General features: G+C 43.2%; 12 protein-coding genes and 1 pseudogene. 3 read left to right on the top strand and 10 right to left on the bottom strand.

Annotated elements, in window-relative coordinates:
* Position 1: 1 nt before the first annotated feature.
* The 5 genes from LI149_RS10475 to moaC all read right to left on the bottom strand — a co-directional run bounded on the left by LI149_RS10475 (position 2) and on the right by moaC (position 4,761).
* Positions 2–1,024, bottom strand: coding sequence for an XdhC/CoxI family protein (locus LI149_RS10475; RefSeq protein WP_227143327.1), 1,023 nt, complete (start codon positions 1,022–1,024; stop codon positions 2–4).
* A gap of 10 nt (positions 1,025–1,034) precedes the next feature.
* Positions 1,035–2,057: a molybdopterin-binding protein gene (locus tag LI149_RS10470; protein ID WP_227143326.1), complete on the bottom strand. Its 1,023-nt coding sequence runs from the start codon at positions 2,055–2,057 to the stop codon at positions 1,035–1,037.
* Positions 2,058–2,327: 270 nt separating this feature from the next.
* Complete coding sequence (yqeB, locus tag LI149_RS10465; protein WP_029730995.1) at positions 2,328–3,128, bottom strand: selenium-dependent molybdenum cofactor biosynthesis protein YqeB; 801 nt, start codon at positions 3,126–3,128, stop codon at positions 2,328–2,330.
* 78 nt (positions 3,129–3,206) lie between these two features.
* Entirely contained in the window at positions 3,207–4,175 is a 969-nt protein-coding gene (locus tag LI149_RS10460; protein ID WP_227143325.1) for a winged helix-turn-helix domain-containing protein, read from the bottom strand.
* A gap of 76 nt (positions 4,176–4,251) precedes the next feature.
* A complete protein-coding gene (gene moaC, locus LI149_RS10455) occupies positions 4,252–4,761 on the bottom strand; it encodes a cyclic pyranopterin monophosphate synthase MoaC (RefSeq protein ID WP_005338187.1) in 510 nt (169 codons plus the stop codon).
* 172 nt (positions 4,762–4,933) lie between these two features.
* Between moaC and LI149_RS10450 the strand changes: the two genes are divergently transcribed.
* The gene (locus LI149_RS10450) at positions 4,934–6,736 is read left to right on the top strand and encodes a DUF885 domain-containing protein (RefSeq protein ID WP_227143324.1); all 1,803 of its coding nucleotides are present in this window, start codon (positions 4,934–4,936) and stop codon (positions 6,734–6,736) included.
* A 36-nt stretch (positions 6,737–6,772) separates the two neighbouring features.
* On the opposite strand, the gene LI149_RS10445 is transcribed toward LI149_RS10450, so the two are convergent.
* The 4 genes from LI149_RS10445 to LI149_RS10430 all read right to left on the bottom strand — a co-directional run bounded on the left by LI149_RS10445 (position 6,773) and on the right by LI149_RS10430 (position 12,921).
* Positions 6,773–10,135, bottom strand: coding sequence for an SbcC/MukB-like Walker B domain-containing protein (locus LI149_RS10445; RefSeq protein WP_304515586.1), 3,363 nt, complete (start codon positions 10,133–10,135; stop codon positions 6,773–6,775).
* Complete coding sequence (locus tag LI149_RS10440; protein ID WP_040015366.1) at positions 10,092–10,736, bottom strand: DUF4194 domain-containing protein; 645 nt, start codon at positions 10,734–10,736, stop codon at positions 10,092–10,094. The genes LI149_RS10445 and LI149_RS10440 overlap by 44 nt, the downstream gene beginning before the upstream one ends.
* Positions 10,737–10,813: 77 nt before the next feature.
* Positions 10,814–12,277, bottom strand: coding sequence for a Wadjet anti-phage system protein JetA family protein (locus LI149_RS10435; protein WP_081445657.1), 1,464 nt, complete (start codon positions 12,275–12,277; stop codon positions 10,814–10,816).
* Positions 12,278–12,393: 116 nt separating this feature from the next.
* The gene (locus tag LI149_RS10430) at positions 12,394–12,921 is read right to left on the bottom strand and encodes a spore maturation protein (protein WP_173786462.1); all 528 of its coding nucleotides are present in this window, start codon (positions 12,919–12,921) and stop codon (positions 12,394–12,396) included.
* Between the two features lie 96 nt (positions 12,922–13,017).
* Between LI149_RS10430 and LI149_RS10425 the strand changes: the two genes are divergently transcribed.
* The gene (locus tag LI149_RS10425; protein ID WP_173786463.1) at positions 13,018–14,424 is read left to right on the top strand and encodes an MATE family efflux transporter; all 1,407 of its coding nucleotides are present in this window, start codon (positions 13,018–13,020) and stop codon (positions 14,422–14,424) included.
* A 62-nt stretch (positions 14,425–14,486) separates the two neighbouring features.
* Positions 14,487–15,107, top strand: coding sequence for a nucleoside recognition domain-containing protein (locus LI149_RS10420; protein WP_117682856.1), 621 nt, complete (start codon positions 14,487–14,489; stop codon positions 15,105–15,107).
* Positions 15,108–15,132: 25 nt separating this feature from the next.
* Here the strand turns inward: LI149_RS10420 and LI149_RS10415 are convergent.
* Positions 15,133–15,683: pseudogene (locus tag LI149_RS10415) on the bottom strand (hypothetical protein); the annotation flags it as partial.

Here is a 15,683-nt window from a genome sequence, read left to right as displayed (position 1 = left end):
TTTAAACTTCCTCCAACAATACCTTTACTTTACCACCACACACCATGCCTTCTTCCTCGGCATCTTCACCAGTCATATCCACATGCACGATTTGTGGCGCTTTTGCGCATCCTCGCAGTATTAATAACGCTTTGCTGACAATCGCGGCTTCAATACAGCCGCCCCCAATAGTGTCTACACATCGTCCGTCTTCCATTATCAACATCTTCGTTCCAATACTTCTTGGCGCACTTCCTTTTCGTTCGACTATCGTCGCCAATATCTTTTTCTGATCCTCACATTTCACGATTGCATCCCGGATTTCATTCGAATAACCGGCTCCTCGTTTATCCTGATTCTTGACCTGTATAATTTCTGCCATAATGGATATTGCGATTTCTTCCGGTGTCTCCGCCTTTATATCCAGGCCAATCGGAGAATGTAACTGACTGATCACCTGTGGATCGGCTCCATTTTCAAGGACACTATGTTTTACCTGTGCCACTCTTCTGCGGCTTCCCATCATTCCAATGTACGCATGTGGTTTTCTTACAATACTTTCCAGACAGATCCGATCATACACATGTCCGCGGGTAACGATTACAAAAAACGTATCTGAATCACCGGGAATCTGTTCCAGTCCCGCTTCAAATGTATCACAAATAACTTTGTCTGCTCCTGCTCTTCTGGCGTTATCTGCAAATTTCGGTCTGTCTTCCAGTACTGTTACATAACATCCAATCTGTCTTCCAAGCTGAATAATCGGCATGGAAACATGTCCCCCACCACAGATCACGATTTTCTTCTGTCCACCTATAACTTCACCAAATATTTTTTCGCCATCAACAAGCGCTATACCATTTACTTCTAACTGCTCTATCTGCTGGTCATGCTGTTCTAAAAATCCCCCTGCAACAGATGCCCATACCAGCTTTCCATTCGATACAAGCGCTTTTTCCCCAAATGCCTCTCCTGTCAGTCCTGTCAAAACGATATTTTTACTCTCCGGCTGCAGTTGTTTTAATTTTTGTAAGAATTCCCACATCTGCACTCACCTACTTTCCAAATCCGCAATTCGGGAAAGTACAGACCGGACAATTCAAGCATAAGCCGCCTTCTCCCAGTGTATCAACATCTGCTTTTTTCAGAATCTCTCCAGCCACGATCCGTGGCAGAACCAAATCAAAAATAGTCCGTTTCGCATACATAACGCATCCCGGAAGACCAATGACTGGTCTTTTTTTCTCTCCATAGTAGGACAGCAAGAACATGGCTCCCGGAAGTACAGGTGCTCCGTAAGTTACGATCTCAGCACCTGTATTCTTAATCGCAAGCGGAGTACGGTCATCTGGATCCACACTCATTCCGCCTGTACAAAGTACCATATCCACCCCTTCATCCAAAAATTTCTGAATAGCCGCTGTAATATGTTCATGGTTATCATCACTTACTACATGCCCGACGACCTCTGCTCCATATTCTTTCAATTTTTCGATAATGACCGGTGTGAATGTATCTTTGATCCTTCCGTAAAATACTTCGTTTCCAGTATTTACAATTGCAGCTTTCATCTTTTTAAATGGAATCAGCTCAAAAATCGGTTCTTCACCAGCTGCTTTTTTTGCACGCTCCATTTTTTCTTTTTCAATAACAAGAGGAATAATCCTTGTCCCGGCAATCTTATCGCCCTTTTTTACCGGAAAGTTTCCATGACGACAGGCAATCATCATTTCACCCAGCGCATTTACTGCATTCAATCGCTCTGTATCAACCTTTAAAAGACCGTCACACTCCGCGATCAGTTCAATTTTTCCTTCTTTGATTTCCGATGGGATCATGTGCTCATTTGCACACATATCATACAAGATCTTAGCCGCATCATTTTCATGAAGCATATTCTCATTATTCTCCCAAATGTAAATGTGATCTTTTCCCACACTTAAAAGTACAGGTATGTCTTCCTCTGTAATAATATGGCCTTTTCGAAATACGGCATCCTTCGTAACGCCTTTGATAATTTGTGTGATGTCATGGCACAATACCTGCCCCACTGCATCTTCCGTTCGCATTAATTTCATTGTATCCATTCCCTTCGAATATTTTTTCAAAACTATTCGCAGTTTAAAAAAATATTTTTATAACATTTCTCAGTTATTTTAATATCAATTTTTTTGATATTAAAATAGGGATTTTTCACCTTTTATCTAAGGTAAACAAAATCCCCTATAATTTCGCTCAAATTTATATAATATATTATAACAAAACAGGTTTTTTTGTCAACCAATTCGTCATATTCTTCAGTCATTCAAAATTCACAAATTCTTTTATCCTGTCCCTCGCATCATTTCTTATAGGATATGTTTTTCTCCATTGAAATGCTCCATGATTGCTTCCAGCACCCCGCCACCGATTGCTCTGGCTTTATCCGAAATTGTATAGCAATATTCTTCCTTACATCTGGCATCAATATCTCCACACTTCATGCCAATTGTAACATTTACCCCTGGCTGCAGCATTCCCCGGACAATACCACTCATCAACGCTCGGACAGATTTTCCACCGCTATAAGCAACAATCTGATCTTTTTCCACATGATCACCGATTTTAACCACAGGCTCATAAAGTCCGTCTGCCGATGCACGGATGATCCTTTCAATAGAATATCCTCCTATTTCTGCCGGGATTCCTGTATTCGGAATTGCACAGCCTTCATGGATCACTTTACCAAGATTATGTCCTCTCATAGTCTCCACTACTACGTGGCAGTCTTTTCCAGCGGTAAATCCAGGTCCGACCCCAATTACAAATTCAGCAGCGTCTATCGTTGTTCCCAGATTTTTTTTTGCCAGTATTGCATCTACAACTACATCTGCCTTATACTCTTTCAGATACTTAAGTCCTGGATCCACAAGAAGCGGTATATACCCCTTTTTTATTCTATCATCTATCTGTTCCGGTCCGTCAGTCAGTTTCGCAGTAACATGTTCTACTTCTGCATTTCCTTCATACACTGCTCTAGAAAATGCAATTGTCCGTCGTACAGTCAATGGAACTTTCGTCTCTGTCATAATAATTTCAAATCCGCATTTATATAGGCGATATGCAATTCCTGTAGCCAGATCTCCTGCTCCTCTTATTAAAATTCTCATGCGCCAGTCTTCTTTCCCTTTTTGTTATTAGCTGCTCGTCCCCTGTAGAAGTGCTTTTAATTTAATTCAAGAATTTAATTAAAATAATTCACCGTCTTGAAAAACATCTTTATAAATGTCCTGGGCTGCCGCTTCAACGCGTTCCCTGTAAAGTTCATATTTTTTAAGAAGCATATGCCCACGCTCAGTTATATAGGCTTCGCCACCATTCTTTCCACCGCTCATGCGCTCCACAATCTTCCAGCCTGTCTCTTCCTCCGCTGTATGGATGAGCTTCCAGCCTTTACTGTAAGACATACCGGTCTTTGCGCAGGCCTCCCGCACAGAACCCAGACGATCGATCTGAGTCAGAAGTGTTACAGCACCCGGTCCAAAAAAAGAACGATTCACTGCAAGACTTACTTTCACATGACCTCGTATCTGCTTCTCTGCAAATATCTGCCGTCTTTCTTCATATTCCCGTGCAGATGTCACCTTCACAAGAATCCCTTCATTCTCAACCTCTATATGCGCGATTCGATAACCGAACTGCTTCCAGAAAGCCGCCACACCGGTACTTCTGACGGTTCCTTCTGCTATCTCTGCACTCTCTTCAATCTGTTGTTCCAGTTTTTTGCAGATATTTCTTGCGCAGGCCTGACTGGTACAGATTAAGTCGCCAAACATACCTCCATATACTGCACCAAGCAATTCTGCCTGACGCTTCTGCATCATTAACAATATATCCGGTTGAAAAAAAGGAAAACGAATATCTCCGACAAAAATACGTTCGCATGTATCCGATAGATAAGAAAGTCCCTTCAGAACTGCTAATTCAAAGGAATCTGACTCTATATCCAAAAATGTAACCCCGCGACGATGCAATGTCTGCTCTATCTTATCTGCCATTCCATCCCGTGTGACCAGAGCAATGTCTGCCACACCCGCACGTTGATAGCTTACAATCATCTGTTCGAAAATGGTCGGTCTCTTCATCTCAAGAAACTTTTCCATCTCCTCATCTGGTATCCCGACTCCGGCCACCAATATTACTGCGCCTAACTTCATCTGTCCCACCATTTCTAATATATAATAAAATTATTATAGCAATAACCTCTTATTTGTCAACGGATTTAGCGCTCCCTTAGTTCTGGCAAGGCCTTGCTTTCTGACCGTCAATCTTTTCGTTTCTGATCTCACCACTTTTTCCGCCACTTTTATGACAAAGATAAATCTCTCCGATTTCCATAGATTTATCGATGGCTTTACACATATCATATACAGTAAGAAGTGCCACACTGACACCTGTGAGGGCTTCCATCTCCACGCCTGTCTTCCCGGTCACTTTTACTGTACAATAACAGTCAATTGCACATTCCTCTGGTTTCATCTCGAAATTCACACGGCATTTTGTGATTGGAAGAATATGGCACATCGGAATCAGTTCGGAAGTTCTCTTTGCACCCATAATTCCGGCAGTTGTTGCCACTCCGAGCACGTCCCCCTTTCCGACTGTTCCGGCTTCAATCGCATCGTAGACTTCCTTGCTCACCAGGATACGTCCTTTTGCCGTAGCCTCCCGGACTGTGTCATTTTTCTCCGTAACATCGACCATGATTGCTTTTCCATTTTCATCAAAATGTGTTAGCTGCATTTTCTAACTCCTTTCAAATGTGATTTTCTGTAAATTCACTACACATTTTACAAAAATCACTTTTTTTCAAGAATGCCTCGGCATTTTTTCTATGTCATGTATTCCATGATAACACATTTTCTCCGAACTCTGTTCATAAATATTATAGAAAGGCACTGAAAGGATTCTTTGTATGTCTCTTTATAAAAAACGGCACTTTCTGTTGGTTGGTTTTATGTCCGGTCTGCTGATTTTTGCGCTGCTTCTAAGTGCGATTGTTGGTGGAACTTCAGCTTTGGATATGAATTCCCGCTTCGACCGATACGTGGAGGAACTATTTAGGCAGGAGGTGTCTGCGAATACGATCACGCTTCATTACACAGTAAAAGATCCGGAATCTTATGGAATTCAAAATCCACCTGTCTCTTGTGGATACGCCGGAACAGACTCGGCGCTTATATGTGCTTCTGCGGAAAATGCTCTTGCAAGCCTTCATCAGTTCAAACGGAACAAGCTGTCTGATTATAATAAGCTGACTTACGACATTCTTGAACACTCTTACACCTCTTCTTTGGAAATGGGGCCGTATCTTTTATATGAAGAACCTCTCACACCACTTACCGGTACTCAGGCACAGCTTCCTATTCTTCTGTCAGAATATCGTTTTTATAATACTGACGATATTGACACTTACCTGAAACTTCTGACTACCATTCCCGATTATTTCCAATCTATTCTCACATTTGAGAAAGCAAAAAGCAGCGCCGGACTTTTCATGGCTTCCTACGTCGCCGACGACATTATCACGGAATGTCAGACATTTGCCACCATGAAAAATAACTATCTTTATGCCACATTTGATTCTAAAATTGACGCTTTGAATTTGCCTGCTGTAACTTCTGAAGATTATAAGAAACAAAATCGTGACGCCGTCTTAAATTACGTTCTTCCGGCCTACACTTCTCTTAGTGACGGACTCCAAAATCTTCGTGATACCGGAAACAACGAACGGGGACTCTGTTATCTTCCTGATGGGAAAAAATATTATGAACTCTCAGTAAAAGAACAGACCGGTTCTGCCAGAACCATTCCACAGCTTCAGAAACTTGCACAAAGACAAATTCAAAGTGACCTGCTAACGATGCAGAAATTATTAAACAATTCCAGTTTCCATAAGAACTCTGAAGCTCATTCTGGCTCTGTACAAGGTACCACGCCGGGAGCAGCTTCTGATTTATTCAAAGGTCACGGTACCGAATTTTCTTCCGATGATCCGGTCAACATTTTAAATACGCTGCAAGATAAAATATCCGGCTCATTCCCAGAACCTCCAAAAGTTTCTTTCGAAATAAAATATGTTCAGGAAGCTATGGAAGAATATTTAAGTCCTGCTTTTTACATGATTCCGCCAATTGATAACAGTGGCGAAAATGTCATCTATATTAATCCCGGACACATTTCTGATGACCTGACTCTCTTTACAACTCTGGCACACGAAGGTTATCCGGGGCATTTATATCAGACGGTCTACTACTCCGCCACCAAACACCCTCCGATTCGAGATCTTCTGTCATTTGGCGGATATACCGAAGGTTGGGCTACATATTGTGAAATGCTGAGTTATTACTATTCCCCGCTTTCTCATGATATGGCAACACTTCTCCAACATAATGCCTCCGTCATTCTCGGACTTTACGCCCTCGCCGATATGGGCATCCACTATGACGGCTGGACTCTTGCTGAAACAGTTGTCTTTTTCCGAACCTATGGAATCACGAATGAAAAGACAATCGAGGACATTTTTGATCTGATTGTCGCAGATCCCGGCAATTATCTCAAATATTACATCGGATACGTGGAATTTCTGGAATTAAAGAAACTGGCAATAAAAACCTGGGGAGATGATTTTACCCAGAATCAGTTCCACCAATGCATCCTCGATACCGGACCGGCGCCATTTGAAATTCTACAGAAGCAAATTAAAAATGCGTATTAGCGGAAAAGTTTCAAGGGAAGATTTGACTCATGCGAGTCAAATCTTCCCCTCAATCATATCCAGATATTCTCCTTTATCGATATGCATCATACTTACCTGATTCTGATATCTTCTAAATCCGTACACACTGTCCACATTTCGGATCAAGGACTGCAGCCGCTCGTCCGGTACGCACACAATCAACTGTAATTCCAGTTCTCTTGCGTAGTGCAGGCAGACTTCACTTCGTTCTTTGTCCATTTTGGAAAATGCTTCATCCAAAAGTACCAGTCTTATCTTGGAATCGCGGTTTGTCTGCTGCATATAAAGCATTGCAAATCCAGCCAGAAGTGCCACATATTTCGGATTCTGTCCTTCTCCTCCGGAATCACGCCCTGCCATGTCATCGACCGCATTTTTCTTCACATTTCCATCTTCATCTTCTACTCGTTCATACATACTGAAGGTCAGATAATTCCGGTAATCCACGTACTGCTCCATCTGCTGACGGTGCTGGCTTAAGGACTTGGCATCTTCATCTTTCGGAGGCATGAATTTCTCCGTCAAGCGCAAGATCTGTTGCTCGTATTTCTGATAAAATGTGTCTTCGCCAAGCGTGATCTGTCCGTCGAAACCATCATCGTCCAGCACTTTGCTGTCCAATTCCGGTGCCATCAGCATCTCATAAAACTGTCCATTTTCATTTTCTGCCGGAAGAATATCAATCTGGTAAATACTGTCAGAGAATTTAATCTTTGCCAGCATACGGTTGATTTCTTTCCTGTGACGGTATGCCGCTTTGATTTCACCGTGGATCGTCGCGATTACATTTTCACGAAGCGTATGATAGATCAGATCATACTGTTTCTGAAATTCATCTTTATACTTCGGCTCAAAGTCCTGTCTGCATTGATTCAAAATCCTGTCATAAGAAACATTTTCGTGTTCTACGCCCGTCAGACCATAGGATGGATATGCCTGATTGAACTGATTTCTCGCACGGGTCAGAAGATCACGTACTTCCTCTTCCTGCTTCATCAGCTCTTCAGATTCTTTACTTTTCTTACGTCGGTATGTCTGCTCAGATTGTATCTTTAATGCTTCCTGGACTTCAGTCTGCAGTTCTTCATTCAGTACAAATCCCTGCATCAGGAAATCCATACGATTCTGGAAATTCACGATATCCTGCTCTGCCTGTCCCTGTGTCTTGGCATAACCCAGTATTTCTTTCTGAAGCTGTTCAGATATCTTCTCAATTTCCTGGATTTTTACTTCTAATTCTGTCTTCTGCTGATTGAGTTCCGCAGTTCTGCTTCCTTCGCGAAGCTCTCGCAGTTCCTTCTCCAGCTGATCCTGTTTCTCGTAAAATGCCTGCAGTTCTTCTCCTGCCCCGGCCAGATGCAGGATCTGATCTGTGCTTTGGTTCAGCCGCTCAAATCCCTGGGCTGCTTTCAGGCTTTGCTGCATCTGCTGATCTTGCAATACTTCTTCACTTAGCTTCAGAACCTCATCTTCCATTTCACGAAGCTTTGCCTTAGAAACCTTCGTTCCAATACAGGCATATTTTTCGTAATCATTTTTCTTCAGATGACGGAAAATGTAATTATTATAGGAATAGCAGTCGGCTGTCACACCATTTCCGGAGGCACGGAGTTCTTCCTCTGTCTCGCATTTGGCAATTCTTCCGAGATAACGGCGCAGGCACTGGTCCACGTATGGTTCTTCTGCATGAACAGCCTCATAGATCGAATTGTCATGAACTTTTGGCTCGGACTTCACAATTGCGGTCGTATCTAACAGATCTACTTCATCAATCCCACCAAGATATTGAAGCTTACGAAATACTTTCGCTGCATCAAGGGCGTACTCCGGTGCGGTCACAAGACTGTGTTTCACACGCCCCATACGACCTTCAATCGCATTTTTCCACTTCTCATCTGTAATATCAAAAAGGTCTGCGAAAATGTTGACGTGAATGGTTCTTCCATATTGTGTGCTCAGACGGTTCTGTAACTCCTGCCTTGCCTGTTTTAACTCTTTTCGGTACGGTTTGCGGTCGTTTTTCAGATCCTCCACCATTTCCTTTTTCTCTTTCAAATCCTTGCGGTTCTGACTGATTCTTGTACCGATTTCATCAACTTCTTCATTAATGCTCTCCAGCGCGTCACTTAGTTGTTTCTTTAGCTTCTCAATTGCTTCCTTTGAAACATTTCCCGACTTGATCTCATCAATCCTCTGAAGTGCCGGATTGCTCACATAGGCACTGATTTCTTCATCTTCCTCCCAGCGGGCAAGTCCTTTTACAACCTCGCGCCACTGCTCACTGTTGCGGGCCAGAAGCTTAATGGTCTCCTTAAGACTCTTCAGCTCCTTCTCCTTCTGACCATAATCACTGGATTTTAGTTCCGCTTCTACCTCAACAAGTGCGTTCGTAAGCTGTGTCTTTTTCTCATTATTCTCATTCTGCTGTTTTTCTCTGGCACGAATCTTCTCATTGATATCCATAAGATCCTGACTTCTCGCCTCAATCTTCGTCTTGAAGCTTTCAATATCAATATATTTTAACACCTGTTCCACATGGAGCTTATCCGCACGCGTCGTCTGAAGTGCCAGATTCTGCCGGCTGATCTCATCCAGAAGATGGATCCGATTCTCCAGGTCTTCCACACGCTCTTTGATCTCACGGTACGCACCAAGCTGGTCACTGATGGTCGAAACCGTGTCCTCCTTACTCTTCGGGAACATATAATCACGGATAAACTGACCCGTTCCATTTGTCATGCGAAGGGCAATCGCACTCTTTTCCATGGTCATCATGCGCCCCGGCTCCACATATCCAAAGATCACATCATAAACCGTTTTCAGATATGCCTCTTTTGACGGATAAAGGCGATTCACATCACCTCGTCCACGATTGTCCGAAGATTCCACCCGCTTTTCTACAAGCTTTCTGAGTCCTGCAATTGTATATGGCACACCTTTCTCCGTCAGATACTCGTCCTCCGGAATTTTCCCGGAATGGCTGAAAAATGTATACTTTCGGATATCAGTATCATTTTTTCCAACTTCGAATGCAACACCGATACAAGTGCTCACCTTCGTTCCGGTGTCAAATATCTCCAGTACGATCTGAGAGCAGAAGTCCTGTCCATCACGATTGTAAGAGCCGTCTTTCTGCGCACCTCGCAGGTAACTGAGCACACTTCGGCGGTTCTTCGCATCGTCCGCCGCCTTATTTAAAAATGTAGCGGAAATACTTCCGTACAGAACGACTTGAATGGCATCCATAACTGTTGATTTTCCAGAGCCACTCTTACCACTGAACAGATTCACATACTCATGGAACTCCATGATCTTGTGGCTGACACCGCCCCAGTTATTCATCAGCATTCTTGTAAATATCTTCTTCGCCTGCTTCAACTTCTGCACCGCCTTCCTCATCAACATATTCTTTCATCAATGCCTGAATATCTACACCACTGCAATACAGATTAATTGTGCTGTAAATGTAAATCTTTGTCTGATCTTCTACGTTCTGGATTGCGCCCGGCACCTCGATAATCTGATGCTTGCTCATAACATACAGCGCATCTTTCCACTCTGCCATAGTCAGCTTCTCATTGATCAGATTCGTGTTCTTTCCATACTCACGGATCTCCGCCAGATTCGTCACAGTCGCATTCAGACCTTCACCGAGAATCTTATCCCGATAGATTATTTTAATAAGAAGAATGATCTTCGTAGCCGTCACATTCAAACGTTCCACAGCCACGCCTTCCCCGGTCAGCCTGAAAATGTGTTCCTGTGGGTCGTGTACCAGTTCGCACCCAAGTACGGACAGATAGTCTTCTATAAATTTCCGGTGTCTCACACAGATTTCATAGTGAAGGTTATCCCTCGGCGTTAATGTGACCGGATCGTATTTTACTTGTAAAATGCATGTCTGCCGAAACAGCGCGGAAATGGTTTTCTTCAGATTCTCCGCCTCTGTCACAGACAATTCTTCCATATAATTTACCATATGTTTTCCCTTATCCTTGTCTTTCTTATTATGATGTTGGGGCACAAGCCCCCATCTATGATATTTACACCTGATGATTACTGAGATTTTTTAATCACAAGCTTAGAGAATCTCAGACCATTCTCGTTCTCAAGTTCTTCTCCGACCTCAATCTCTTCTGTTCCTTCCGCAACTTCCGTAGCATCCTGCCAAACAAGAAACAGCTTTTCCAGATCTTCCATGGATTTTACTGTGTCTTTCGTCACAATAAAGTTTCCATCCTGCTCGTTTTGTTTCCGGAACTCTCGGATTTCCTTCTGCGTGTAAAGCGGCTTCAGAACATACTCATTCATTTCTTCCGAATCTGCCTGTTCTGTTACCTCTGTCACCGCCTGCGGTACAAATGCTTCTTTTTTCCGGTCACGTCTCTGATACAGACTCTTTTCGTTCATCACACGGTATGGTTCAGTCAGCTTCATTTTCTGAGACAGCTTGTCCAAAATTTCATCACATTTTTCACTCTGAGTCAGAAGATTTACAAAGGCAATTGTCTGATCTTCCTCGACCGCGCCTTCCATCAAAATGTACCGGATTCTCGCAGCAGCCCGGCTTGCAAATACAGTCTTCTGCTCAATCAGCATATTGTATCTTCGCTCAATGGCATCGAACTCTCTGGAAATGCGGTACAACATTTCATTCGCTTCGTCACAGAGCTTCACTGCCCGCTCCAGGCGGTAACGCTGAATGCTCAGCTTATTCTGCACATTTCGTTCTTCAGACTTCTCCTGCTCCTCTCGCGCCAGCTGAACTTGAATATCCCGGAGCTTTTCCACAAAACCTTCGCGCCTTGTCTCATTTTCCCCAAGATTCTTCTCTATCAGCTCTTTGACCGCTTCCTTGTAACGATAAAAGCTGTCGGTTGTCGTTAAAATCGCATATTTCTGGCTGTCACTATTGTTGATTTCCTTTACAAGAACTTCCTGGATTCCTAAAAAACTTCGCTGGCTCGATAATTCATCAAAATATCCACGCATCCCTTCCTGCATATTTGCCAGCATCTGAAGCAGGGATCTTGACGTATGCAGTGCACTTTTCAGAATGTCATTATTCTTCTCCCGATCCGAACTATATGTATAAAGGTGACTGTACACTGCCAGCACACTCTCGCGCTCCTTGCTGTCCTCATCACTATAAAGATTACGGAACAACTCCACATACAACTGACTATACTCCGGGAAAGATACTACATAGCTGTTTAGTGTTTCGTCATAGTCACGTCTAAGCCATCCCCAGTCTTCAAAATGCCGTAAACTTATCATCGCCATGTTCGACCGCGTCAAAAGCTCCCCTTCCTCATCAAAACGCTCCTCACTCCAGTCTAACGTCATACGGGCAAGCTGCTCATTCATAATCGCCTGACACTCGCCCTCAGTCAACCCCAAAAGCGAATACGACTGGCTGCTCTCCTCGTAAACCGCCACAAGAAACTGCATATAGAATTCCATATATTTACTTCCGAATACCTTGTAAAAATCCTTCGGAATCCGACTGATCAGATTCATTCGTTCCTCCTTCACCCACAAACACACGGGATTTGCTCCTATCAGTATACCGAATTTTGCCCCTAAGAGCAACCTTTTGGGGACGTAGTTATTCTGCGTTTTCTACCGTAACTTTTCTATTTTACTACGCCCCCTAGTACTACGCTGGCCGCCAATCCGGCGAGTGTTGCCAGTAATGCCCCTGGCAGTGTGTATCTTGTTTTTGTTACTTTTGCGGTCATGTAGTAAACGCTCATGGTGTAGAATATTGTCTCTGTGCAGGACATGCTGATGGATGCCACTAGTCCCAGATAGGAATCTGTCCCGTACTCTTTGTAGACATCAAGGAGTAATCCTGTCGCTGCGGACGAGGAGAACATCTTTATTATCGTGAGTGGAACTAATTCGCCCGGGAATCCGATATATTGTGTAACTTTTCCAATCATTTGCGCCAGAAATTCCAGAAATCCGGATGCTCTTAGTACTCCGACTGCTACCATAAGCCCTACCATAGTCGGCATAATTTTGATAACGGTCAAAAATCCGTCCTTCGCTCCTTTTACAAATGTGTCATAAACTGGAATTTTCATTGTAATTCCGTAACAGATAATCCCAAATATCATGAGTGGTACAATAAAATCCGACAGGTAAAGAAATAGTTTCAATTCTTGAATTCTCCTTTTGCTTGCCCTATACTATCTGTTGTATATTATGCCAGTGTAAAGAAATCCATACCGTCATCAGAAAGGAAGTTTCCGAAATTGAATCTTTTACATAAAAATAATACAAATGCTTTACCAAAAGCAAAATCTACAGACACTCATGACTTTGGTAAGGGCAGCATCTCTGGAAATATTCTGCGTCTTGCAATTCCTATGACGCTTGCGCAGCTCATTAATGTCCTTTACAACATTATTGACCGCATTTACATCGGTCATCTCCCAGACGTGTCCACCCAGGCGCTGACCGGAATCGGTCTGACTCTGCCGGTCATTACAATCATCACCGCTTTTACCAATCTGTTCGGTATGGGCGGCGCACCGCTTTTTTCTATGGCAAGAGGTGCCGGTGAACCTGCGCGCGCCCGGAAAATTCTCGGCAACTCCTTTTCCATGCTCCTGATTTCCGGCGGCATTCTCATGATTTTATGCTACCTGTCCAAGCGCCCATTGCTTTACCTGTTCGGCGCCAGTGATATTACTTATCCTTATGCAAATGCATACATCAGTCTCTACCTTATCGGCACACTTTTTGTCATGATCAGTCTTGGCATGAACAATTTTATCAACGCCCAGGGATTTGGAATGACCGGAATGCTCACCGTCTCCATCGGTGCTGTCCTGAACCTGATCCTTGACCCTCTTTTTATCTTCGTTCTCCATATGGGAGTCCGCGGAGCCGCTCTTGCGACCATCATTTCGCAAGGAATCTCTGCAATCTGGGTATTACATTTTCTAACCGGAAAGAAAGCAATCCTTACACTCTCACTTGCTTATATGAAACTGGACTTCCGATTAGTAAAGGAAATCTGTGCTCTTGGACTTGCCGGATTTATTATGGCGATTACAAATGGATCGGTACAGATTGTCTGTAACGCAACTCTTTCCAGATACGGTGGTGACCTGTATGTTGGAATCATGACCGTTATTAACTCCGTCCGGGAAATCATTACCATGCCGGTCACCGGTCTTACAAGTGGTGCGCAGCCTGTCATGAGCTTTAACTACGGTGCCAGAAGACATGCGCGTGTAAAATCAGCAATCAAATTTACAACGATTGTCTGTATCTTATTTTCCTGTTTTATGTGGGCATTACTGCTCGCCTTCCCACGCTTCTTCATTCACATGTTCAATAGCGAACCGGAATTGTTAGCCGAAGGCGTACCTGCGATGCATTTATATTTCTTTGGAATCTTTATGATGTCGCTGCAGTTTGCCGGACAGTCCACATTTACTGCACTGGGAAAAGCAAAACAAGCCGTATTCTTCTCCCTGCTGCGAAAGGCAATCATCGTCATTCCACTGACACTGTGGTTTCCGACTGTAGGCGGACTTGGAACAAATGGAGTCTTTCTTGCCGAGCCGGTTTCCAACTTCATCGGCGGAACCGCCTGCTTTGTCACGATGATTTTTACCGTATGGAGAAAACTGGATGATTCTCTAAAATAATATGACATACTTATTACACAAACCTCATAGTTTTTATAAAGCGAAAACTATGAGGTTTTCTTATGCTCAATTATCTCTGGGCCGGTATGATGATGCTTGGGATTATCTACGCCGCATTTACCGGACGCATGCCCGACATCACCAATGCCGCACTGGATTCTTCCAAGGAAGCAATCACGCTATGCATTACTATGATCGGTATCATGTCCTTCTGGGTAGGGCTTATGGAAATTGCAACAAAAGCCGGCATCATCGAACAGCTTTCTCGAAAGTTGAAGCCACTGATTCATTTCCTGTTCCCAAATCTTCCGGACAATCACCCTGCTGCCACCCACATCACCACGAATATCATTGCTAACATTCTGGGACTTGGCTGGGCTGCGACACCTGCCGGACTGAACGCAATGGAAGAACTGAAAAATCTGGAAGACGACCGCCGCAAATACCACCTCCCGGGAAAAGTGCGCGCTCCAGGAACTGCCAGCAATGAAATGTGCACATTTCTTATCATTAATATATCATCCCTGCAGCTCATTCCTGTAAATGTCATTGCCTACCGCAGCCAGTACGGCAGTATCAATCCTGCTGCCATCGTCGGTCCCGGCATACTGGCGACCGCTATAAGCACATTAGTGGCCATAATATATTGCAAATGTAAAGAAAAACCAGATGCTGGACATTAACACAGCATCTGGTCTTGTAAAATTTTTAATCAAGATGAAATTCTTCCAGCAATTTCTTTCTGTATTCAACATCTTTTATAGCTTTCCAAATATCTTCTTCTCGATTTAAGTCATGCAATTTATCATACAAATCATTCACTTGTTCTATACCTTCCTGCCTGCTTTCTTCTCGTTCCTGCCTCATATGTTCTTCTTCATCATATTCAAATATGCTCACTCTTAACACCTCTGCTCTGTTCTTCCTTAAAAACTCCGCAAGAATACCCTTTTTTATACATTCATCAATTGCCTTTTCCACTGCTTCCGGAAATGGCATTTCCTGCTGATATTTGCGGACTGTATCTACAAATTTCACATATTGATATAATGTCGGACTTTTTTCTATCATTTCCTCATTATATCCAGGATTTATATTTACAAACCGAATCTTCAACTCTAAATCTAATTCTTCAGATTTACTTTCATAAGCATCGGATAAACGTAAAACACTTTGTTCCGGCATCTTGTCCCTTCCATTATAGAATACCACAAATCTCGGTTCGGGAATCTTAATTAACTTCCGTCCATACAGATTAT

The organism is Dorea sp. 210702-DFI.3.17 (genome assembly GCF_020560825.1).
Lineage (GTDB): Bacteria > Bacillota > Clostridia > Lachnospirales > Lachnospiraceae > Dorea > Dorea formicigenerans.
This window is presented reverse-complemented; position numbering and strand designations above follow the sequence as displayed.

Bases quoted from the DNA above. Each gene is read 5' to 3' on its own strand.
- LI149_RS10475 (WP_227143327.1), bottom strand. From the start codon at position 1,024: ATGTGGGAATTCTTACAAAAATTAAAACAACTGCAGCCGGAGAGTAAA.
- LI149_RS10470 (WP_227143326.1), bottom strand. From the start codon at position 2,057: ATGAAATTAATGCGAACGGAAGATGCAGTGGGGCAGGTATTGTGCCAT.
- yqeB (WP_029730995.1), bottom strand. From the start codon at position 3,128: ATGAGAATTTTAATAAGAGGAGCAGGAGATCTGGCTACAGGAATTGCA.
- LI149_RS10460 (WP_227143325.1), bottom strand. From the start codon at position 4,175: ATGAAGTTAGGCGCAGTAATATTGGTGGCCGGAGTCGGGATACCAGAT.
- moaC (WP_005338187.1), bottom strand. From the start codon at position 4,761: ATGCAGCTAACACATTTTGATGAAAATGGAAAAGCAATCATGGTCGAT.
- LI149_RS10450 (WP_227143324.1), top strand. From the start codon at position 4,934: ATGTCTCTTTATAAAAAACGGCACTTTCTGTTGGTTGGTTTTATGTCC.
- LI149_RS10440 (WP_040015366.1), bottom strand. From the start codon at position 10,736: ATGGTAAATTATATGGAAGAATTGTCTGTGACAGAGGCGGAGAATCTG.
- LI149_RS10435 (WP_081445657.1), bottom strand. From the start codon at position 12,277: ATGAATCTGATCAGTCGGATTCCGAAGGATTTTTACAAGGTATTCGGA.
- LI149_RS10420 (WP_117682856.1), top strand. From the start codon at position 14,487: ATGCTCAATTATCTCTGGGCCGGTATGATGATGCTTGGGATTATCTAC.